17 protein-coding genes are annotated in these 19,821 nt (G+C 61.7%); 14 read left to right on the top strand and 3 right to left on the bottom strand.

What is annotated here, in order from left to right:
- Nucleotides 1-12 precede the first annotated feature (12 nt).
- Nucleotides 13-2,088: an ATP-dependent DNA helicase RecG gene (gene recG, locus HCI85_RS07925; protein ID WP_176600619.1), complete on the bottom strand. Its 2,076-nt coding sequence runs from the start codon at nucleotides 2,086-2,088 to the stop codon at nucleotides 13-15.
- Between the two features lie 8 nt (nucleotides 2,089-2,096).
- Entirely contained in the window at nucleotides 2,097-3,023 is a 927-nt protein-coding gene (locus HCI85_RS07920) for a hydrogen peroxide-inducible genes activator (protein ID WP_090250610.1), read from the bottom strand.
- Nucleotides 3,024-3,289: 266 nt separating this feature from the next.
- On the opposite strand from HCI85_RS07920, the gene HCI85_RS07915 reads away from it, so the two are divergent.
- The 14 genes from HCI85_RS07915 to HCI85_RS07850 all read left to right on the top strand — a co-directional run bounded on the left by HCI85_RS07915 (nucleotide 3,290) and on the right by HCI85_RS07850 (nucleotide 19,026).
- On the top strand, nucleotides 3,290-3,703 hold the full coding sequence (locus HCI85_RS07915) for an NADH-quinone oxidoreductase subunit A (RefSeq protein WP_090250607.1): 414 nt from the start codon (nucleotides 3,290-3,292) through the stop codon (nucleotides 3,701-3,703).
- A gap of 10 nt (nucleotides 3,704-3,713) precedes the next feature.
- Entirely contained in the window at nucleotides 3,714-4,391 is a 678-nt protein-coding gene (locus HCI85_RS07910; protein WP_090250605.1) for a NuoB/complex I 20 kDa subunit family protein, read from the top strand.
- Nucleotides 4,392-4,447: 56 nt separating this feature from the next.
- Complete coding sequence (gene nuoC, locus HCI85_RS07905; protein WP_090250602.1) at nucleotides 4,448-6,229, top strand: NADH-quinone oxidoreductase subunit C/D; 1,782 nt, start codon at nucleotides 4,448-4,450, stop codon at nucleotides 6,227-6,229.
- Between the two features lie 2 nt (nucleotides 6,230-6,231).
- Complete coding sequence (gene nuoE, locus HCI85_RS07900) at nucleotides 6,232-6,726, top strand: NADH-quinone oxidoreductase subunit NuoE (RefSeq protein ID WP_446730774.1); 495 nt, start codon at nucleotides 6,232-6,234, stop codon at nucleotides 6,724-6,726.
- A complete protein-coding gene (nuoF, locus tag HCI85_RS07895; RefSeq protein WP_167143819.1) occupies nucleotides 6,723-8,078 on the top strand; it encodes an NADH-quinone oxidoreductase subunit NuoF in 1,356 nt (451 codons plus the stop codon). Before nuoE ends, nuoF begins: the two co-directional genes overlap by 4 nt.
- A gap of 96 nt (nucleotides 8,079-8,174) precedes the next feature.
- Nucleotides 8,175-10,895 (top strand): NADH-quinone oxidoreductase subunit NuoG, encoded by a 2,721-nt coding sequence (gene nuoG, locus HCI85_RS07890; protein ID WP_167143816.1) that lies wholly within the window; start codon nucleotides 8,175-8,177, stop codon nucleotides 10,893-10,895.
- On the top strand, nucleotides 10,892-11,884 hold the full coding sequence (nuoH, locus tag HCI85_RS07885) for an NADH-quinone oxidoreductase subunit NuoH (protein WP_167143813.1): 993 nt from the start codon (nucleotides 10,892-10,894) through the stop codon (nucleotides 11,882-11,884). Before nuoG ends, nuoH begins: the two co-directional genes overlap by 4 nt.
- Nucleotides 11,885-11,897: 13 nt before the next feature.
- Complete coding sequence (gene nuoI, locus HCI85_RS07880) at nucleotides 11,898-12,446, top strand: NADH-quinone oxidoreductase subunit NuoI (protein ID WP_160086025.1); 549 nt, start codon at nucleotides 11,898-11,900, stop codon at nucleotides 12,444-12,446.
- Nucleotides 12,447-12,455: 9 nt separating this feature from the next.
- A complete protein-coding gene (gene nuoJ, locus HCI85_RS07875; protein WP_090250589.1) occupies nucleotides 12,456-12,965 on the top strand; it encodes an NADH-quinone oxidoreductase subunit J in 510 nt (169 codons plus the stop codon).
- Nucleotides 12,962-13,270, top strand: a complete 309-nt coding sequence (nuoK, locus tag HCI85_RS07870; protein WP_167143810.1) for an NADH-quinone oxidoreductase subunit NuoK — start codon at nucleotides 12,962-12,964, stop codon at nucleotides 13,268-13,270. Before nuoJ ends, nuoK begins: the two co-directional genes overlap by 4 nt.
- Nucleotides 13,267-15,117 (top strand): NADH-quinone oxidoreductase subunit L, encoded by a 1,851-nt coding sequence (gene nuoL / locus HCI85_RS07865; RefSeq protein WP_167143808.1) that lies wholly within the window; start codon nucleotides 13,267-13,269, stop codon nucleotides 15,115-15,117. Before nuoK ends, nuoL begins: the two co-directional genes overlap by 4 nt.
- A gap of 15 nt (nucleotides 15,118-15,132) precedes the next feature.
- Nucleotides 15,133-16,662 (top strand): NADH-quinone oxidoreductase subunit M, encoded by a 1,530-nt coding sequence (gene nuoM / locus HCI85_RS07860; protein ID WP_167143805.1) that lies wholly within the window; start codon nucleotides 15,133-15,135, stop codon nucleotides 16,660-16,662.
- Nucleotides 16,663-16,669: 7 nt separating this feature from the next.
- Entirely contained in the window at nucleotides 16,670-18,145 is a 1,476-nt protein-coding gene (gene nuoN / locus HCI85_RS07855; protein WP_090250578.1) for an NADH-quinone oxidoreductase subunit NuoN, read from the top strand.
- Between the two features lie 29 nt (nucleotides 18,146-18,174).
- Entirely contained in the window at nucleotides 18,175-19,026 is an 852-nt protein-coding gene (locus tag HCI85_RS07850) for an SDR family oxidoreductase (RefSeq protein ID WP_167143801.1), read from the top strand.
- 18 nt (nucleotides 19,027-19,044) lie between these two features.
- Here HCI85_RS07850 and HCI85_RS07845 read toward each other — a convergent pair whose 3' ends face one another.
- The gene (locus HCI85_RS07845; RefSeq protein WP_167143799.1) at nucleotides 19,045-19,779 is read right to left on the bottom strand and encodes a hypothetical protein; all 735 of its coding nucleotides are present in this window, start codon (nucleotides 19,777-19,779) and stop codon (nucleotides 19,045-19,047) included.
- Between the last annotated feature and the right edge of the window lie 42 nt (nucleotides 19,780-19,821).

Here is a 19,821-nt window from a genome sequence, read left to right as displayed (position 1 = left end):
GCAGACTCTCGCTCACACTTGTCCGTATTGTTGGCCATGCCGTAGCCAGCGTTCAAGTAGCGGGCTGACATGCTGCGGCCACTGTTCCAGCAGGGTTTGCGCGGCATCGCGCACTGCTGGAAGCAGGTCGGCATCACGCATCAGGTCGGCGACCTTGAACTGCAGCAAGCCGGTCTGGCGAGTGCCGAGCATTTCACCGGGCCCGCGCAATTCCAGATCCTTTTCGGCAATCACGAAGCCATCGCAGGTCTCGCGCATGATGGCCAGGCGTTCACGGCCCAGCTGTGACAATGGCGGGTGATAGAGCAGCAGGCAATGGCTGGCGGCGCTGCCGCGCCCGACCCGGCCGCGTAACTGATGCAGCTGAGCCAGGCCCAGGCGCTCCGGATTCTCGATGATCATCAGGCTGGCATTGGGTACGTCGACGCCGACTTCGATCACGGTAGTGGCGACCAACAGCTGCAGCCGACCCTGCTTGAACTGATCCATCACCGCGGCTTTTTCTGCCGGTTTCATGCGCCCGTGAATCAAGCCCACATTCAGCCCGCCGAGCGCCGCCGATAAATCCTCGAAGGTGGTTTCGGCCGCCTGGCAGGTCAGCTCTTCGGATTCCTCGATCAGTGTGCAGACCCAGTACGCCTGGCGCCCTTCGTTGCAGGCCAGACGTACACGCTCGACCACTTCCAGGCGGCGACTGTCGGCGATGACCAGGGTGTTCACGGGTGTCCGGCCAGGCGGCAGTTCATCAAGGATCGACGTGTCGAGGTCAGCGTAAGCGCTCATCGCCAGGGTTCGTGGGATCGGCGTGGCGGTCATGATCAGTTGGTGCGGGCACATACGCCCGCCGATGCCTTTCTGTCGCAGGGCCAGGCGCTGTTGCACGCCAAAGCGGTGCTGTTCATCGATGATCACCAGCGCCAGTTTGGCAAAGCGCACATCCTCCTGAAACAGCGCGTGGGTGCCCACCACCATTGGGGTGCCGCCAGCAATCTGCTCCAGGGCGCTGGCGCGGGCCTTGCCCTTGAGCTTGCCAGCCAGCCAGGCGACCTCCAGACCTAGCGGCGCCAGCCATTTGCTGAAATTGATGAAGTGCTGCTCTGCAAGAATCTCGGTAGGCGCCATCAGCGCGACCTGATAACCAGCTTCCAGTGCTTGCAGCGCGGCAAAGGCGGCGACCACGGTCTTGCCGGCGCCGACATCGCCCTGCACCAGGCGCAGCATCGGCTCGCTCTGGCTGAGGTCGTAGGCGATTTCCGCGCCGACGCGTTGTTGTGCGCCGGTGGGGGTAAACCCCAGGTTGGCCAAGTATTGCTGCGGCAGGGTTTTCGCCAGGGGCAGTGCTGGGGCTTGTTGCGCGCGAACGCTTTCGCGCAGGCGTTGCAGCGACAGTTGGTGAGTCAGCAATTCCTCGAAGGCCAGGCGGTGCTGGGCCCAGTGGCGGCCTTCGGCCAGTTCTTCCAGGTCGGCATCCGGCGGAGGTCGATGCAAATAGCGAATGGCCTGATCGAGCGGGCTGAGCTGGTAATCGTTGGCCAGCTCACGCGGCAGCCAATCCGGCAGGCTGTGCGGGCCGAGGCGCGCCAGGGCTTGTTCACTGAGCTGACGCAGACGTTGCTGGGTTAGGCCTTCGGTGGTCGGGTAGATCGGCGTCAGGGTCTGTTCCACGGCAATCGGCTCGTTACCAGACAGCGCACGGTATTCCGGGTGATAAATTTCCAGACCCGAGGAGCCAGGTCGCACTTCACCGTAGCAGCGCACCTGTGTGCCGCGTTTAAGGCCTTCCTTTTGCGCCTGACTGAAGTGGTAGAAGCGTAAAGACAGGGTGCCGCTGCCGTCCTGCAAGCGCACGAGCAAGCTGCGCCGCCGCCCCATGACCACATCGGCGCCGGCGACGATGCCTTCTACCACGGCATCCTGACCGGGGCGCAGCGCGCCAATCGGCACTATGCGGGTGCGGTCCTGATAGCGCAGCGGCAGGTGGAACAGCACGTCCTGCAGGGTTTCCAGGCCAACCTTGGCAAGCTTTTCAGCCAGGGCAGCGCCCACGCCTTTCAGCGCGGTAACAGAAACCGCGGCCAATTCGGTCATGGCTTGTGTTAGCTGCTCTTGGGCAGTGGTTTGGCCACCGAGCACAGGCGGATCGAGTCGGTCAGGACTTCGATTGCATTCGGCCGTGGGAAACTGGCGCGCCAGGCGATGGCCACGGTGCGGAACGGTGTGGGCGGGCTGAGCGGGCGTACTTCGATTACCCCAGGGGCGTAATGATGACTGTCGACAGCGGAGAACGGCAGGATCGACACGCCAAGGCCTGAGGCGACCATGTGGCGGATGGTTTCCAGCGAGCTGGATTCCACGGTGGTGTGCTTGGCACTGTCTTCGCCGCCCTTGCGCAGGGTTGGGCAGGCTTCCAGCACCTGATCGCGGAAGCAGTGGCCTTCACCGAGCAACAACAGGCTCTTGTCATTCAGCAGCTTGCTGTCGATGGTCTTCAGTTCCGCCCACGGATGGCCGGCTGGCAGCAGGGCATAGAAGGGTTCGTCGTACAGCGGCTTGGTCAGCACATCGGCTTCGTGGAACGGCAAGGCGATGATGATCGCGTCCAGCTCACCGTTGCGCAGCTTGTCACGCAACACGTGGGTGAAGTTTTCTTCGATATACAGCGGCATCTGCGGAGCGACGCGATGCAGCTGCGGAATCAGATGCGGAAACAGGTAAGGCCCGACGGTGTAAATCGCGCCGATTTTCAGAGGGGCGGCCATCTGGTTCTTGCCAGCTTGGGCCAGTTCGCGAATGCCTTGGGCCTGTTCTAGCACCTTCTGCGCCTGGGTGACGATGCCTTCACCCACAGGCGTAAGGCGCACTGCGCTTTTGCTGCGTTCGAAGATCAGCACGCCGAGCTCATCTTCGAGCTTTTTCACCCCCACCGACAGCGTGGGTTGGCTGACGTGACAACGTTCAGCTGCACGGCCGAAATGTTGTTCCTGAGCGAGGGTGACTATGTAGCGCAGTTCGGTGAGGGTCATAGTCTTTATCCATTGAGATGCAGCCAAGCATAGCGGCTGTATTCAATCGAACCAACTGCTGATGCGGTTCAGCGCCCGTGGTTTATGTGTTGAGAGGGTTTTGGCGATTGGCTACGCATTTTTGTCGCTTTGTGAACAGAAAATAATTAGTTACTAAAACGTTGTGCGCATAGAATTGCGCCATACTTTGCGAGTGACCCGGTTTGGGGTCGCGTTCGCCATAATAAAATTTTACAAGCCGTTCCTTTTGCCTAAGGAGTACCGGCATGCCTGATGCGGTAACGACCATGTCCCATAACTGGGCTTTTGCTGTTTTCCTGCTCGGAGTCTTCGGGCTGATTGGCTTTATGCTTGGCCTTTCCAGCCTGCTGGGCAGCAAAGCCTGGGGCCGCAGCAAGAACGAACCCTTTGAGTCTGGCATGTTGCCCGTCGGCAGTGCGCGCCTGCGCCTGTCAGCTAAATTCTATTTGGTCGCGATGCTCTTCGTGATATTCGATGTCGAAGCCCTCTTTCTCTTCGCTTGGGCCGTTTCAGTGCGCGAAAGCGGCTGGGCTGGGCTAATCGAGGCTACAGTCTTTATAGCAATTCTGTTGGCAGGTCTTGTCTACCTTTGGCGGATTGGGGCGCTCGATTGGGCACCTCAGGGTCGTCGTGAGCGGCAGGCGAAGCTAAAACAATGAGGCTTTGGCAATGCACTACAAACTTACTCGGATCGATCCGGATGCGCCCAATGAGCGCTATCCGGTCGGCGAGCGGGAGACTGTTTCCGACCCGCTGCTAGATGATCAAGTCCACAAGAACATCTATATGGGCAAGCTCTCAGATGTTCTCAATGGCGCAGTGAACTGGGGGCGCAAGAACTCCCTTTGGCCGTACAACTTCGGCCTGTCCTGCTGCTATGTGGAAATGACCACCGCCTTTACTGCGCCGCACGACGTTGCGCGGTTTGGTGCGGAAGTGATTCGAGCTTCCCCGCGCCAGGCTGACTTCATGGTCATCGCCGGCACCTGCTTTATCAAGATGGCCCCGGTCATCCAGCGCCTGTACGAGCAGATGCTGGAACCCAAGTGGGTGATCTCGATGGGCTCCTGCGCCAACTCTGGCGGCATGTACGACATCTACTCCGTGGTCCAGGGAGTCGACAAGTTCCTGCCGGTCGACGTCTATATTCCCGGTTGCCCGCCCCGCCCCGAGGCATTTCTGCAAGGCTTGATGCTGCTGCAGGAATCCATTGGTCAGGAGCGCCGGCCGTTGTCCTGGGTGGTCGGTGATCAGGGTGTTTACCGTGCCGAAATGCCTTCGCAGAAAGAACAGCGTCGCGAGCAGCGGATCGCCGTGACCAATCTGCGTAGCCCCGACGAAGTGTGAGCCTGGGCTCGCTTGAGCCCGCCTACTGACGCCGTTGACCGATAGCGACCGAGACCATGACTGCAGACAGCATTCTGTCCATACCGCCGTACAAGGCTGACGACCAAGATGTGGTCGTCGAACTGAATTCCCGTTTTGGCGCTGATGCCTTTACCGCACAGAGCACCCGTACCGGCATGCCGGTGTTGTGGGTGGCCCGCGAGCGCCTGGTCGAGATCCTGACCTTCCTGCGCAACCTGCCGCGCCCCTACGTCATGCTGTATGACCTGCATGGTGTCGACGAGCGCCTGCGTACCCAGCGTCGTGGTCTGCCGGGTGCGGATTTCACCGTGTTCTATCACCTGATGTCGCTGGAGCGGAACAGCGACATCATGCTCAAAGTTGCCTTGAGTGAGCGTGACCTCAATGTGCCCAGCGTCACCAGCATCTGGCCCAACGCCAACTGGTATGAACGCGAAGTTTGGGACCTCTACGGCATTCACTTCAGCGGCCACCCGCACCTGACGCGAATCATGATGCCGCCGACCTGGGAAGGTCACCCGCTGCGCAAGGATTATCCGGCGCGCGCCACCGAGTTCGATCCGTTCAGTTTGACTCTGGCCAAGCAGCAGCTAGAAGAAGAAGCCGCACGCTTCAAGCCGGAAGACTGGGGCATGAAGCGTGGCGGCGAGCACGAGGACTATATGTTCCTCAACCTCGGCCCCAATCACCCGTCGGCCCACGGTGCGTTCCGCATAATCCTGCAGCTCGACGGTGAAGAAATCGTCGATTGCGTGCCGGAAGTTGGCTACCACCACCGTGGCGCCGAGAAGATGGCTGAACGGCAGAGCTGGCACAGCTTTATTCCCTACACCGACCGCATCGACTACCTCGGCGGGGTGATGAACAACCTGCCGTACGTGCTGGCCGTGGAAAAACTTGCGGGCATCACTGTGCCGCAACGGGTCGACGTGATCCGTATCATGTTGGCTGAGTTCTTCCGCATCACCAGCCATCTGCTGTTCCTCGGCACCTATATTCAGGACGTCGGCGCGATGACCCCGGTGTTCTTCACCTTCACCGACCGTCAGCGCGCCTACAAGGTGATCGAAGCCATCACCGGCTTCCGTCTGCATCCGGCCTGGTACCGCATCGGTGGTGTCGCCCACGACCTGCCGCGTGGCTGGGATCGGTTGGTCAAGGAATTCGTCGATTGGCTGCCCAAGCGCCTCGACGAGTACGAGAAAGCAGCGCTGCAGAACAGCATCCTCAAGGCGCGGACCATCGGTGTGGCGCAGTACAACACCAAGGAAGCGCTGGAGTGGGGCACCACTGGCGCTGGCTTGCGCGCAACCGGCTGCGACTTCGACCTGCGCAAGGCGCGGCCGTATTCCGGCTACGAGAACTTCGAGTTCGAAGTGCCGCTGGCCGCCAATGGCGATGCTTACGACCGCTGCATGGTGCGCGTGGAAGAGATGCGTCAGAGCATCAAGATCATCGACCAGTGCCTGCGCAATATGCCGGAAGGCCCGTACAAGGCCGATCACCCGCTGACCACTCCGCCGCCGAAAGAGCGCACGCTGCAGCACATTGAAACTCTGATCACCCACTTCCTGCAGGTTTCCTGGGGCCCGGTGATGCCGGCCAACGAGTCCTTCCAGATGATCGAGGCGACCAAGGGCATCAACAGCTACTACCTGACCAGCGACGGCAGCACCATGAGCTACCGCACGCGCATTCGCACGCCGAGCTTCCCGCACCTGCAGCAGATCCCTTCAGTGATTCGCGGCAGCATGGTCGCCGACCTGATTGCGTACCTGGGCAGTATCGACTTCGTTATGGCTGACGTGGACCGCTGATTATGAATACGCTAATTCAGACTGATCGTTTCATCCTCAGCGAAGCCGAACATGCGGCCATCGAGCACGAGATGCACCACTACGAAGACCCGCGCGCGGCGTCGATCGAAGCGCTGAAAATCGTGCAGAAAGCCCGTGGCTGGGTGCCGGATGGCGCTGCCGATGCGATTGGCGAAATCCTCGGTATTCCCGCCAGCGACGTCGAAGGCGTGGCCACCTTCTATAGTCAGATTTTCCGTCAGCCGGTTGGCCGTCACATCATCCGCGTATGCGACAGCATGACCTGCTATGTCGGTGGCCATGAGTCGGTCGTCGCCGAAATGCACAAGCAGCTCGGTATCGGCCTCGGCGAGACCACCCACGACAGCCGCTTTACCCTGCTGCCGGTTTGCTGCCTGGGTAACTGCGACAAGGCACCGGCGCTGATGATCGACGACGACACCTTTGGCGACGTGCAACCTGATGGCGTCGCCAAACTGCTGGAGGCCTACGTATGAGCATCAAGACGCTGACCTCCATCGGCCCGGCCAACAAGATTGCCCGCAGTGAGGAAAGCCATCCACTGACCTGGCGCCTGCGTGACGATGCCCAGCCCGTATGGCTGGAGGAATACCAGGCGAAGAACGGCTACGCCGCTGCACGCAAAGCCCTGAGCGAAATGGCTCAGGCCGATATCGTGCAAACGGTGAAAGACTCCGGCCTCAAGGGCCGTGGCGGTGCTGGCTTCCCCACTGGTGTGAAGTGGGGCCTGATGCCTGCCGACGAATCCATGAACATCCGCTACCTGTTGTGCAATGCGGATGAGATGGAGCCGAATACCTGGAAAGACCGCATGCTGATGGAGCAGCTGCCGCACCTGCTGGTGGAAGGCATGCTGATTTCTGCGCGGGCGCTCAAGGCTTATCGCGGCTACATCTTCCTGCGCGGCGAGTATGTCGATGCGGCGACGAATCTGAATCGCGCCATTGAGGAAGCCAAGGCCGCCGGCCTGCTCGGCAAGAACATTCTCGGCAGCGGTTTTGATTTCGAGCTGTTCGTGCACACCGGTGCCGGCCGCTATATCTGCGGTGAAGAAACCGCGCTGATCAACTCCCTCGAAGGTCGCCGCGCCAACCCCCGCGCGAAGCCACCATTCCCGGCCGCCGTCGGCGTGTGGGGCAAGCCGACCTGCGTAAACAACGTGGAAACCCTGTGCAACGTGCCGGCCATCGTCGGTAACGGCGTGGATTGGTACAAGAGCCTGGCCCGCCCGGAAAGTGAAGACCACGGCACCAAACTGATGGGCTTCTCCGGCAAGGTGAAGAACCCCGGCCTGTGGGAGCTACCCTTCGGCGTAAGCGCTCGCGAGCTGTTCGAGGACTACGCCGGCGGCATGCGCGATGGCTATACCCTCAAGTGCTGGCAACCCGGCGGTGCCGGCACCGGCTTCCTGCTCCCCGAGCACCTGGATGCGCTGATGTACGCCGGCGGTATCGGCAAGGTCGGCACGCGCATGGGCACCGGGCTGGCGCTGGCGGTGGACGACAGCATCAGCATGGTCTCGCTGTTGCGCAATATGGAAGAGTTCTTCGCCCGTGAGTCGTGCGGCTGGTGTACGCCATGCCGCGACGGCCTGCCCTGGAGCGTGAAGATCCTCCGTGCCCTGGAGCGCAAGCAAGGCACGCAGCAGGACATCGACACGTTGCTCGGCTTGGTCAATTTCCTTGGCCCCGGCAAGACCTTCTGTGCTCACGCACCGGGTGCGGTTGAGCCGCTGGGCAGTGCGATCAAGTATTTCCGTTCGGAGTTCGAGGCTGGCGTGGCCAGCTCGGCGGCTCCGGCGACGACGGGGCAATTCGTCCCCGCGTAAAACAATGGCGCTCTGGCGGCCACTGACCTGGCCCCGCAGCACAACGTGATTCCATTAGCCAAGCCCGCTTCGGTGGGCAAAGAAGAAACCTGAACCATGGCCACTATCCACGTAGACGGCAAAGATTTCGAAGTCGATGGGGCGGACAACCTGCTGCAGGCTTGCCTGTCCCTCGGTCTCGATATCCCTTACTTCTGCTGGCACCCGGCGCTCGGTAGCGTCGGCGCCTGCCGCCAGTGCGCGGTCAAGCAGTACACCGATGAAAACGATACGCGGGGGCGCATCGTCATGTCGTGCATGACGCCGGCCACCGACAACACCTGGATCAGCATCGACGATGAAGAATCCAAGGCGTTCCGCGCCAGTGTCGTCGAGTGGCTGATGACCAACCACCCGCACGACTGTCCGGTGTGCGAGGAGGGCGGTCATTGCCACCTGCAGGACATGACGGTGATGACTGGTCACAACCAGCGCCGTTATCGTTTCACCAAGCGCACCCACCAGAACCAGCAGCTCGGCCCGTTCATCTCCCATGAGATGAACCGCTGCATCGCCTGCTACCGCTGCGTGCGCTACTACAAGGATTACGCCGGCGGTACCGACCTGGGCGTGTATGGCGCGCACGACAACGTGTACTTCGGCCGCGTCGAAGACGGCGTGCTGGAAAGCGAGTTCTCCGGCAACCTGGTCGAGGTCTGCCCGACCGGTGTGTTCACCGACAAGACCCATTCCGAGCGCTACAACCGTAAGTGGGACATGCAGTTTGCCCCGAGCATCTGCCACGGCTGCGCCAGCGGCTGCAACACCAGTCCCGGCGAGCGCTATGGCGAACTGCGCCGCATCGAAAACCGCTTCAACGGTGATGTGAACCAGTACTTCCTCTGCGACCGTGGTCGTTTCGGCTACGGCTACGTCAACCGCGCGGATCGTCCGCGTCAGCCGCTGCTGGTGAATAAAGACAGTGGCGAAAAGCTCGGCATCGATGCCGCGCTGGACAAGGCCGCCGAGCTGCTCAAAGGCAAACGCGTAATCGGCATCGGCTCGCCCCGCGCCAGCCTGGAAAGCAACTTCGCCCTGCGCGAGCTGGTCGGCGAGGCCAACTTCTATTCCGGTATCGCTGCGGGCGAGCTGGAAAATATCCGCCTGATCCGCGACATCCTGCAGAACGGTCCGCTGCCTGTGCCGACTCTGCGTGAAGTGGAGCAGCACGACGCGGTGTTTATCCTCGGCGAAGACCTGACCCAGACTGCTGCACGCATGGCTTTGGCCCTGCGTCAGGCGGTCAAGGGCAAGGCCACTGAAATCGCCGCGTCGATGAAGATTCAGGACTGGCATATGGCCGCCGTGCAGAACGTCGCTCAGGACGCGCTGCATCCGCTGTTTATCGCCAGCGTCACCGCTACGCGCCTGGATGATATTGCCGAAGCTTGTGTGCATGCCGCGCCGGCCGATCTGGCCCGTATCGGTTTCGCCGTGGCCCACGCCATCGACCCAAGCGCCCCGGCGGTTAACGGCCTGGATGCAGATGTCGGCGAGCTGGTGCAGTTGATTGCCGAAGCGCTGCTTGAAGCCAAGCGTCCGCTGATCGTCTCTGGTACCTCCTTGGGCGAGAAGAGCCTGATCGAAGCCGCAGCCAATATCGCCAACGCGCTGAAGAATCGCGAAAAGAACGCCTCCATCAGCCTGGTGGTGCCGGAAGCCAACAGCATGGGCTTGGCCCTGCTGGGGGGCGAGTCCGTTGATGCGGCGCTGCAGGCGCTGACGTCCGGCCAGGCCGATGCCGTGATCGTGCTGGAAAACGACCTCTATCGTCGAGCCGATGCAGCCAAGGTCGATGCCGCTTTGACGGCTGCCAAGTTGGTGATCGTCGCCGACCATCAGCACACCGCCACCAGCGAAAAAGCCCACCTGCTGCTGCCAGTGGCCAGCTTCGCCGAAGGCGATGGCACCCTGGTCAGTTTTGAAGGCCGCGCCCAGCGCTTCTTCCAGGTGTTCGAGCCGAGCTACTACGACGCCAATATCCTGATTCGTGAAGGTTGGCGCTGGCTGCATGCCCTGCACAGCACCCTGCAGGGCAAGCCGCTCGACTGGACCCAGCTGGATGCGGTGACCGCTGCCGTTGCTGCCAGCAACAGCTTGCTGGCACGCATCGGCGAAGCCGCGCCCAATGCCACCTTCCGCATCAAGGGCCTCAAGCTGGCCCGTGAGCCGCACCGTTACAGCGGTCGCACTGCCATGCGCGCCAATATCAGCGTGCACGAGCCGCGTCAGCCGCAGGACCAGGATTCAGCTTTTGCCTTCTCCATGGAAGGCTATTCCGGCAGCAAGGAAGACCGTCAGCAGATTCCATTCGCCTGGTCGCCGGGCTGGAACTCGCCGCAGGCCTGGAACAAGTTTCAGGACGAAGTCGGCGGCCATCTGCGCGCTGGTGACCCCGGTGTGCGTCTGCTGGAAGCCAAAGGCACGGTGCTGCCTTGGTTCAGTGTACCGGCCGCCTTTAACCCGGCTCCGGGTACCTTGCAGGCCGTGGCGCTGCATCACCTGTTCGGCAGTGAAGAAACCTCGGCCGGCGCCGCGCCGCTGCAAGAGCGCATTCCCGCACCTTACGCGCTGCTGGCCAAGGCCGAAGCGGATCGCTTGGGCGTTAATGACGGCGCGCTGCTGAGCCTGACAGTCGCCGGGCAGACCCTGCGCCTGCCGCTGCAGATCACCGAAGAGCTGGCCATTGGTGTGGTCGGTTTGCCCGTCGGTTTGGCGGGCATGCCGGCGCTGATCGCAGGTAGCGTGGTCACCCGCATTGAGGAGGCCGCGCAATGAGTTGGCTGACCCCCGAAGTGCTGGACGTGCTGATCGCCGTACTCAAGGCCATCGTGATTCTGCTGGTGGTGGTGGTTTGCGGCGCGCTGCTGAGCTTTGTCGAGCGGCGTTTGCTGGGCTGGTGGCAGGACCGCTACGGCCCCAACCGGGTCGGGCCGTTCGGCATGTTCCAGATCGCAGCGGACATGATCAAAATGTTCTTCAAGGAGGACTGGACGCCGCCGTTCGCCGACAAGTTCATCTTTATCCTGGCGCCGATGATCGCTTTTGCCGCCATGTTGATGGCCTTTGCGATTATCCCGATCACCCCGACCTGGGGCGTCGCGGACCTGAATATCGGCATCCTGTTCTTCTTCGCCATGGCTGGGCTGTCGGTGTATGCCGTGCTGTTCGCCGGCTGGGCAAGTAATAACAAGTTTGCCCTGCTCGGTGCGTTACGCGCCTCGGCGCAGACGGTGTCCTACGAGGTGTTTCTGGCCCTGGCGCTGATGGGCATCGTCGCTCAGGTTGGCTCGTTCAACATGCGCGATATCGTCGATTACCAGGCGGAAAACCTCTGGTTCATCATTCCGCAGTTCTTCGGCTTCTGTACCTTCTTTATCGCCGGCGTGGCGGTTACTCACCGTCACCCCTTCGACCAGCCAGAAGCCGAGCAGGAGCTGGCCGACGGTTATCACATCGAATATGCCGGGATGAAATGGGGCATGTTCTTCGTCGGTGAATACATCGGCATCATCACCATCTCGGCGCTGCTGGTGACCCTGTTCTTCGGCGGTTGGCACGGGCCGTTTGGCATCCTGCCGCAGATTCCGTTTTTTTGGTTCGCCCTGAAAACCTGCTTCTTCATCATGATCTTCATCCTGCTGCGCGCCTCGATTCCGCGCCCACGGTATGACCAGGTCATGGCCTTCAGCTGGAAGTTCTGCCTGCCGCTGACCCTGATCAACCTGCTGGTGACCGGCGCATTCGTGCTGGCCGCGGCCCAGTAAGGAGAACCACAGAATGTTCAAATACATACGGGATGTGGTGCACGGCACCTACACCCAACTGCGCAGCATGGTCATGGTCTTCAGCCATGGCTTTCGCAAGCGCGACACCCTGCAATACCCGGAAGAGGCGGTGTACCTGCCGCCGCGTTATCGCGGGCGCATCGTCCTGACCCGCGACCCCGACGGCGAAGAGCGCTGTGTGGCCTGCAACCTGTGTGCGGTGGCCTGCCCGGTGGGCTGTATCTCGCTGCAGAAGGCGGAAACCCCAGATGGCCGCTGGTACCCGGATTTTTTCCGCATCAACTTCTCGCGCTGCATCTTCTGCGGCCTGTGCGAAGAAGCCTGCCCGACCACGGCGATTCAGCTCACTCCTGATTTCGAGATGGGCGAGTTCAAACGTCAGGACCTGGTGTACGAGAAGGAAGACCTGCTGATCAGCGGCCCGGGCAAGAATCCGGACTACAACTTCTACCGCGTCGCCGGTATGGCCATTGCCGGCAAGCCGAAAGGCGCCGCGCAAAATGAAGCCGAACCGATCAACGTCAAAGGCCTACTGCCCTAAGGAGGGGACATGGAATTCGCTTTCTACCTTGCCGCCGGCGTTGCCGTGGCGGCCACATTCAGGGTGATCACCGCGAGCAATCCGGTGCATGCCCTGCTGTACCTGATTCTCTCGCTGCTGGCCGTGGCGATGACCTTCTTCGCCCTCGGCGCCCCGTTTGCCGGCGCGCTGGAGATCATCGTCTACGCCGGCGCGATCATGGTGCTGTTCGTCTTCGTGGTGATGATGCTCAACCTTGGCCCGGCGGCGGTCGAGCAGGAGCGCCAATGGCTGACGCCGGGTATCTGGACCGGCCCGGCGATTCTCTCAGCGTTGTTGCTGGGGCAATTGCTCTATGTGCTGTTCCAGTCGCCCAGTGGCGCGGCCCTCGGTTTGCAGACCATTGATGCCAAGGCCGTCGGTATCGCCCTGTACGGGCCTTACCTGCTGGCGGTGGAGTTGGCTTCGATGCTGCTGCTCGCTGCGCTGGTCGCGGCCTATCACCTCGGCCGTCACGATGCCAAGGAGCCCACGGCATGAATGCGATTCCCCTGGAGCACGGCCTGGCGTTGGCCTGCGTGCTGTTCAGCCTCGGCCTAATAGGCCTGATGGTACGGCGCAATATCCTGTTTGTGCTGATGAGCCTGGAAGTGATGATGAATGCCACCGCCCTGGCTTTTGTGGTGGCCGGCAGCCGTTGGGCCCAGCCTGACGGCCAGGTGATGTTTATCCTGGTGATCACCCTGGCCGCCGCCGAAGCCAGTATTGGCCTGGCGATCCTGTTGCAGCTGTATCGCCGCTTCAACACCCTCGATGTCGACGCTGCCAGCGAGATGCGCGGATGAACCTTCTATTCCTGACCTGTGTATTTCCGCTGCTGGGCTGGTTTCTTCTAGCCTTCTCGCGCGGGCGTTTCTCCGAGAACCTCTCCGCGCTGATCGGCGTCGGTTCGGTGGGCCTGTCCGCGCTGACGGCGGCCTGGGTTATCGTGCAGTTCAACCTTAATCCGCCGGAAAACGGCGTGTTTACCCAGGTGCTGTGGCAGTGGATGAGCGTGGCCGGTTTTGCGCCGAGCTTCACCCTGTATCTCGATGGCCTGTCGCTGACCATGCTTGGCGTGGTTACCGGCGTAGGCTTTTTGATCCACCTGTTTGCCAGCTGGTACATGCGTGGTGAAGAGGGCTACTCGCGCTTCTTCGCCTACACCAACCTGTTTATCTTCAGCATGCTGCTGCTGGTGCTGGGCGATAACCTGCTGGTGCTGTACTTCGGCTGGGAAGGCGTGGGGCTGTGCTCCTACCTGCTGATCGGCTTCTACTTCAAGCACACCGCCAACGGTAACGCGGCGCTCAAGGCCTTTATCGTCACCCGTATCGGCGACGTGTTTATGGCCATCGGCCTGTTTATCCTGTTCCTCCACCTGGGCACCCTGAATATTCAGGAGCTGATGGTGCTGGCGCCGCAGAAGTACGTGGAAGGCGATAGCTGGCTGTGGATCGCCACGCTGATGCTGCTCGGCGGCGCGGTGGGTAAATCTGCGCAGCTGCCGCTGCAAACCTGGCTTGCCGACGCCATGGCCGGCCCGACCCCGGTTTCTGCGTTGATCCACGCCGCGACCATGGTCACCGCTGGCGTTTATCTGATCGCGCGGACTCACGGCCTGTTCCTGCTGACCCCGGAGATTCTCGAGCTGGTCGGTATCGTCGGCGGCGTCACCCTAGTGCTGGCCGGCTTCGCCGCGCTGGTGCAGACCGACATCAAGCGCATCCTCGCCTACTCGACCATGAGCCAGATCGGCTACATGTTCCTCGCTCTGGGCGTTGGCGCCTGGGACGCAGCGATCTTCCACCTGATGACTCACGCGTTTTTTAAAGCCCTGCTGTTCCTCGCGTCCGGTGCGGTGATCAACGCCTGCCACCACGAGCAGAACATCTTCAAGATGGGTGGCCTGTGGAAGAAGCTGCCACTGGCCTACGCCAGCTTTATCGTCGGCGGCGCGGCCCTGGCGGCGTTGCCGCTGATCACCGCCGGTTTCTACTCCAAAGACGAAATCCTCTGGGAAGCCTTTGCCAGTGGCCACTCTTGGTTGCTCTACGCAGGTCTAACCGGGGCCTTCCTGACCTCGCTCTACACCTTCCGCCTGATCTTTATCGCCTTCCATGGCGAGCAAAAGACCGAAGCCCATGCCGGCCATGGCGTCGCTCATTGGCTGCCGCTGGTGACGCTGATTGTGCTGTCGACCTTTATCGGCGCGCTGATCAGCCCACCGCTGGCCGGTGTGCTGCCGCAAAGCGTCGGGCATGCCGGCGGCGAGGCTAAGCACAGCCTGGAAATTGCTTCTGGGGCTATCGCGATCATTGGCATCGTCCTGGCCGCGCTGCTGTTTCTCGGTAAGCGGCGGTTTGCCACGGCGGTGGCGCAGAGTGCGCCAGGGCGCTTCCTCTCGACCTGGTGGTTCGCGGCCTGGGGCTTTGATTGGCTCTACGACAAGCTGTTTGTGCAGCCGTACCTGTTGCTGTGCCGGTTGCTCGGGCGCGACCCGATTGACCGCAGCATTGGCCTGATTCCGCGCTTGGCGCGAGGCGGCAACGCCTTGCTGGCCAGCAGCGAGACCGGCCAGGTGCGCTGGTACGCCACTTCGATAGCCGGGGGCGCCGTGCTGGTGCTCGCCGTTCTCCTGTTTCTGAATTAAGGAAAATAGCCCGTCATGATTCTGCCCTGGCTAATCCTGATCCCTTTTATCGGTGGCCTGCTGTGCTGGCAGTGCGAGCGCTTCGGCAACATCCTGCCGCGCTGGATCGCCCTGCTGACCATGGCCTTGCTGTTCGGTCTGAGTCTGTGGCTGTGGGCCACTGGCGACTTCAGCTTGGCGCCTGCGCCGGGTGCTGCGCCGCAGTGGGCGGCCGAGTTCCAGGTGCCATGGATCGAGCGTTTCGGCATCAGTGTGCACCTGGCACTGGACGGCCTGTCGGTGCTGATGATCAGCCTCACCGGCCTGCTCGGTGTGCTCTCGGTGCTCTGTTCGTGGAACGAGATCCAGAACCGCGTCGGCTTCTTCCACCTCAACCTGATGTGGATTCTTGGCGGCGTGGTCGGCGTGTTCCTTGCCGTTGACCTGTTCCTGTTCTTCTTCTTCTGGGAAATGATGCTGGTGCCGATGTATTTCCTCATCGCGCTCTGGGGTCATAGTGGCAGTGACGGCAAGACCCGCATCACCGCCGCCACCAAGTTCTTTATCTTCACCCAGGCCAGCGGCCTGATCATGTTGCTGGCGATTCTCGGCCTGGTGTTTGTGCACTTCGACCAGACGGGCGTGCTGACCTTCAACTACGCCGATCTGCTCAACACCAAGATGGCGGCCGGTACCGAGTACATCCTGATGCTCGGCTTCTTTATCGCCTTCGCGGTGAAGTTCCCGGTGGTGCCATTCCACTCCTGGCTGCCGGACGCCCACGCCCAGGCGCCGACCGCAGGCTCCGTAGATCTGGCCGGTATCCTGCTGAAAACTGCCGCCTATGGCCTGATGCGCTTTGCTCTGCCGCTGTTCCCCAATGCCTCGGCCGAGTTTGCGCCGATCGCCCAGTGGCTTGGCGTGTTCGCCATCATCTACGGCGCGCTGCTGTCGTTTGCGCAGACCGACATCAAGCGCCTGGTGGCCTATTCCAGCGTGTCGCACATGGGCTTCGTGCTGATCGCCATCTACTCGGCCAGCGAGATCGCCCTGCAGGGCGCTGTGGTGCAGATGCTCGCCCACGGCCTGTCTGCCGCGGCGCTGTTTATCCTCTGCGGTCAGCTGTACGAGCGCCTGCATACTCGCGATATGCGTGAGATGGGCGGCATTTGGGCGCGTATGCCCTGGCTGCCGGCGCTGAGCCTGTTCTTTGCCGCTGCGGCGCTGGGCCTGCCGGGTACCGGTAACTTCGTCGGTGAGTTCCTGATTTTGATCGGCAGCTTCCAGAGCGCGCCATGGGTCACCGTATTGGCTGCCACTGGTCTGGTGTTCGGCTCGGTTTACTCGCTGATCATGATTCACCGCGCCTACTTCGGCCCGGCCAAGGCGGACACTGCCTTGCCTGGCCTGCAGCTGCGCGAGCTGAGCATGGTGCTCGGCCTCGCTGTGCTGCTGATCCTGCTCGGTGTTTACCCGCAGCCGGTGCTCGACACCTCCGCCGCCAGCATGCAAGGCGTGCAGCAGTGGCTGGGTAGTGCCCTCAATCAACCTGTTCCGGCCCGGTAAGTAGCGTATGGAATTCACGACTCAACACTTTATCGCGCTGCTGCCGCTGCTGATCACCAGTGCCACGGTGGTGCTGGTGATGCTGGCAATCGCCTGGAAGCGCAACCACACGCTGACCTTCGGCCTCTCGGTGCTGGGCCTCAACCTGGCCCTGCTGTCACTGCTGCCGGCCCTGGGCGTAACGCCCATCGAGGTCACGCCGCTGCTGCTGGTGGATAAATTCGCCTGCTATTACATGGCTCTGGTGCTGGCCGCGACCCTGGCCTGTGTGACTTTGACTCACGCCTACCTGGGTGGCGAGTCCGGCAAGGGTTACCCGGGCAACCGCGAAGAGCTGTACCTGCTGATGCTGCTGTCTGCTGCTGGCGGTCTGGTGCTGGTCAGCGCGCAGCATCTGGCGGGCCTGTTTATCGGCCTGGAGCTGCTCTCGGTGCCGACCTACGGCATGATCGCTTACGCCTTCTTCAACAAGCGTTCGCTGGAAGCCGGCATCAAGTACATGGTGCTGTCCGCCGCCGGTTCGGCATTTTTGCTGTTCGGCATGGCGCTGCTGTATGCCGAGTCGGGCAACCTGACCTTCGCTGGCATCGGCGCCAAATTGGCCGCCGACGGCCTGCCGAGCATGCTGGCGCAGTTGGGCGTGGGCATGATGCTGATTGGCCTGTCCTTCAAGCTGTCGCTGGTGCCGTTCCATTTATGGACACCGGACGTTTACGAGGGCGCGCCGGCGCCGGTGGCGGCCTTCCTCGCCACGGCCAGTAAGGTCGCCGTGTTTGCCGTGCTGTTGCGTCTGTATCAGATGTCGCCGGCCACCGCAGGCGGCTGGTTGAATGAGCTGCTGACGCTAATCGCCATCGCTTCGATCATCTTCGGCAACCTGCTGGCGCTGTTGCAGAACAACCTCAAGCGTCTGCTCGGTTATTCCTCCATTGCCCACTTTGGCTACCTGCTGGTGGCGTTGATCGCCAGCAAGGGCTTGGCCGTGGAAGCGGTTGGCGTATACCTGGCCACCTATGTGCTGACCAGCCTGGGTGCATTCGGCGTAATTACCCTGATGTCGACGCCCTACAGCGGCCGTGATGCCGATGCCCTGTATGAATACCGTGGGCTGTTCTGGCGCCGCCCTTACCTGACCGCGGTGCTCACCGTGATGATGCTGTCGCTGGCTGGCATTCCGCTGACGGCCGGGTTTATCGGCAAGTTCTACGTAGTCGCTGCTGGTGTGCAATCGCAGCAGTGGTGGCTGCTCGCCGCCCTCGTGATCGGCAGTGCTATCGGTGTGTTCTATTACCTGCGGGTGATGGTCACCCTGTTTATGGTCGAGCCGAACCTGCGCCGCCATGACGCGCCTCTGCATTGGGGGCAGCAGGCGGGTGGTGTGATGTTGCTGTTCGTCGCGTTGCTGGCGTTCTTCCTCGGTGTGTATCCGCAGCCGCTGCTGGAGCTGGTGCAACAGGCCAGCTTGGTGGCACTGTTGCCCTAATAAGCAACAGCCCTAAGGAATACGCAACGATGAGTAAGACACTGATGATTGCCGGCTGTGGTGATGTCGGCGGCCGTCTGGGTCAGCAGCTAAGCGCTGCAGGCTGGACGGTGTATGGCCTGCGCCGCAGTGTGGCGCTGCTGCCACAGGGTATTCGTCCGGTAGCCGGCGATCTGCATGCCGATGCCTGTCCGGCCGCCTGGCCGAGCGAACCGCTGGATTACCTGGTGTATTGCGCGGCCGCCACCGACCATGATGAGGCCGGTTACCGCGCCGCCTATGTCGATGGCTTGCGCCGCGTGCTCACCTGGCTGGCACAATACAGCCAACGGCCCAAGCGCCTGCTGTTTGTTTCCAGCAGTGGCGTCTATGGCCAACAACTCGGTGAATGGGTGGATGAGCAGTCCCCTGCAGAGGCTGACAGCTATTCCGGCCGTATCATGCGCGAGGCTGAACAGCTGGCGTTGAACAGCGGGCTGCCCGCCAGCCTAGTTCGCCTTACCGGCCTGTATGGTCCCGGCCGCGAGTGGTTGCTCAAGCAAGTGCGTCAGGGTTATCGGGTGGTCAGTGAGCCGCCGTTGTATGGCAACCGCATCCATGTCGATGACGCGGCTGGGCTACTGGCCTATCTGCTGCAGGCCGATGCCCGTGGTGTGGCGCTGGATAACTGCTATATCGGCGTCGACGATCAGCCTGCGCCGCTGCATGACGTGGTGGTGTGGTTGCGTGAGCAGCTGGAAATCAGTCATTGGTCCGACGACTCAACGGTGCGCCGTTCCGGCAGCAAACGCTGCAGCAACGCCCGTGCTCGCGCCTTGGGTTGGACGCCGCAGTACCCGAGCTACCGCGAGGGTTACCGGGCGATTTTGCAGCAGCTGTAGCTTGGCATTTCGCGCGGTTTAGCGTTTGACCAACAGCCAGCGCTGCTGGCCTTTGTAGTAGTTGGGCATTTCATCGATCTGTGAGCGATTGAGCGCTTCAAAGACGCGCAACTGGTCGCCTTCACGCTCGAACAGCCAGCTCTGCCCTTGGTCGCCCAGCTGCAGCCAGAGGCTGTCGAACTCGCCGCTCATGGCCGCGCAATCACCTGCGAGACACAACGCATAACGCTCAGCGCCTGGCAGGCCCTGCAAGCTGCCGTCGGCCTGGAACAGTACCAGACCGCCTTGGCCCAGACCTTCCTCAATCAACCAGGTGCCGCCCAGGTAGGCGCTGTACAACGCCTGCTCGAAGCTGCTCCCTGGCGGTACAAGTGGACCTGGGGCTGTCGGTGCGCGGACAAAGCGCTGCTCCGGCCAGGTATCGCTCTGCGCCTGAATCAGCTCGTCATTGTTGAGGCTTAGGCTTTCTTCAAAGTCGCCGTAGAAGTGCACACGCAGTTCGCCATCTGCCTGGCGTGTAAAACGCCCTTCACCACGTTCAAAACCATTGCTGAAGCTGGCCAGCTGGCGTGGGCTGTCGAGCTGCCACTCCAGGTTAGGCCCATAAGCCAGCAAGGCTTCGCGCAGGTTGCCGCTTTCGACGGCAGCATCAATGGCGGCCTGGTTGATCCAGGTGCCGCTTGGGTCTTGCGGTGTGCTGGCGCAACCACTGAGCAGGACACCGGTGAGCAGGGCAACAAACAGGCAACGCATGCGGCGTCCTCAAGAGAGAAGGGCGGGACAGCGGCCCCGCCG

The organism is Pseudomonas sp. OTU750018, assembly GCF_011636575.1.
Taxonomy (GTDB): Bacteria; Pseudomonadota; Gammaproteobacteria; order Pseudomonadales; family Pseudomonadaceae; genus Aquipseudomonas; species Aquipseudomonas peli.
This window is presented reverse-complemented; position numbering and strand designations above follow the sequence as displayed.

Coding starts and splice junctions, on each gene's coding strand:
- nuoF (WP_167143819.1), top strand. CDS start 6,723: ATGAGCATCAAGACGCTGACCTCCATCGGCCCGGCCAACAAGATTGCC.
- nuoL (WP_167143808.1), top strand. CDS start 13,267: ATGAACCTTCTATTCCTGACCTGTGTATTTCCGCTGCTGGGCTGGTTT.
- HCI85_RS07845 (WP_167143799.1), bottom strand. CDS start 19,779: ATGCGTTGCCTGTTTGTTGCCCTGCTCACCGGTGTCCTGCTCAGTGGT.
- HCI85_RS07850 (WP_167143801.1), top strand. CDS start 18,175: ATGAGTAAGACACTGATGATTGCCGGCTGTGGTGATGTCGGCGGCCGT.
- nuoK (WP_167143810.1), top strand. CDS start 12,962: ATGAATGCGATTCCCCTGGAGCACGGCCTGGCGTTGGCCTGCGTGCTG.
- nuoG (WP_167143816.1), top strand. CDS start 8,175: ATGGCCACTATCCACGTAGACGGCAAAGATTTCGAAGTCGATGGGGCG.
- nuoE (WP_446730774.1), top strand. CDS start 6,232: ATGAATACGCTAATTCAGACTGATCGTTTCATCCTCAGCGAAGCCGAA.
- recG (WP_176600619.1), bottom strand. CDS start 2,088: ATGACCGAATTGGCCGCGGTTTCTGTTACCGCGCTGAAAGGCGTGGGC.
- nuoH (WP_167143813.1), top strand. CDS start 10,892: ATGAGTTGGCTGACCCCCGAAGTGCTGGACGTGCTGATCGCCGTACTC.
- HCI85_RS07920 (WP_090250610.1), bottom strand. CDS start 3,023: ATGACCCTCACCGAACTGCGCTACATAGTCACCCTCGCTCAGGAACAA.
- HCI85_RS07915 (WP_090250607.1), top strand. CDS start 3,290: ATGCCTGATGCGGTAACGACCATGTCCCATAACTGGGCTTTTGCTGTT.
- HCI85_RS07910 (WP_090250605.1), top strand. CDS start 3,714: ATGCACTACAAACTTACTCGGATCGATCCGGATGCGCCCAATGAGCGC.
- nuoN (WP_090250578.1), top strand. CDS start 16,670: ATGGAATTCACGACTCAACACTTTATCGCGCTGCTGCCGCTGCTGATC.
- nuoM (WP_167143805.1), top strand. CDS start 15,133: ATGATTCTGCCCTGGCTAATCCTGATCCCTTTTATCGGTGGCCTGCTG.
- nuoI (WP_160086025.1), top strand. CDS start 11,898: ATGTTCAAATACATACGGGATGTGGTGCACGGCACCTACACCCAACTG.
- nuoC (WP_090250602.1), top strand. CDS start 4,448: ATGACTGCAGACAGCATTCTGTCCATACCGCCGTACAAGGCTGACGAC.
- nuoJ (WP_090250589.1), top strand. CDS start 12,456: ATGGAATTCGCTTTCTACCTTGCCGCCGGCGTTGCCGTGGCGGCCACA.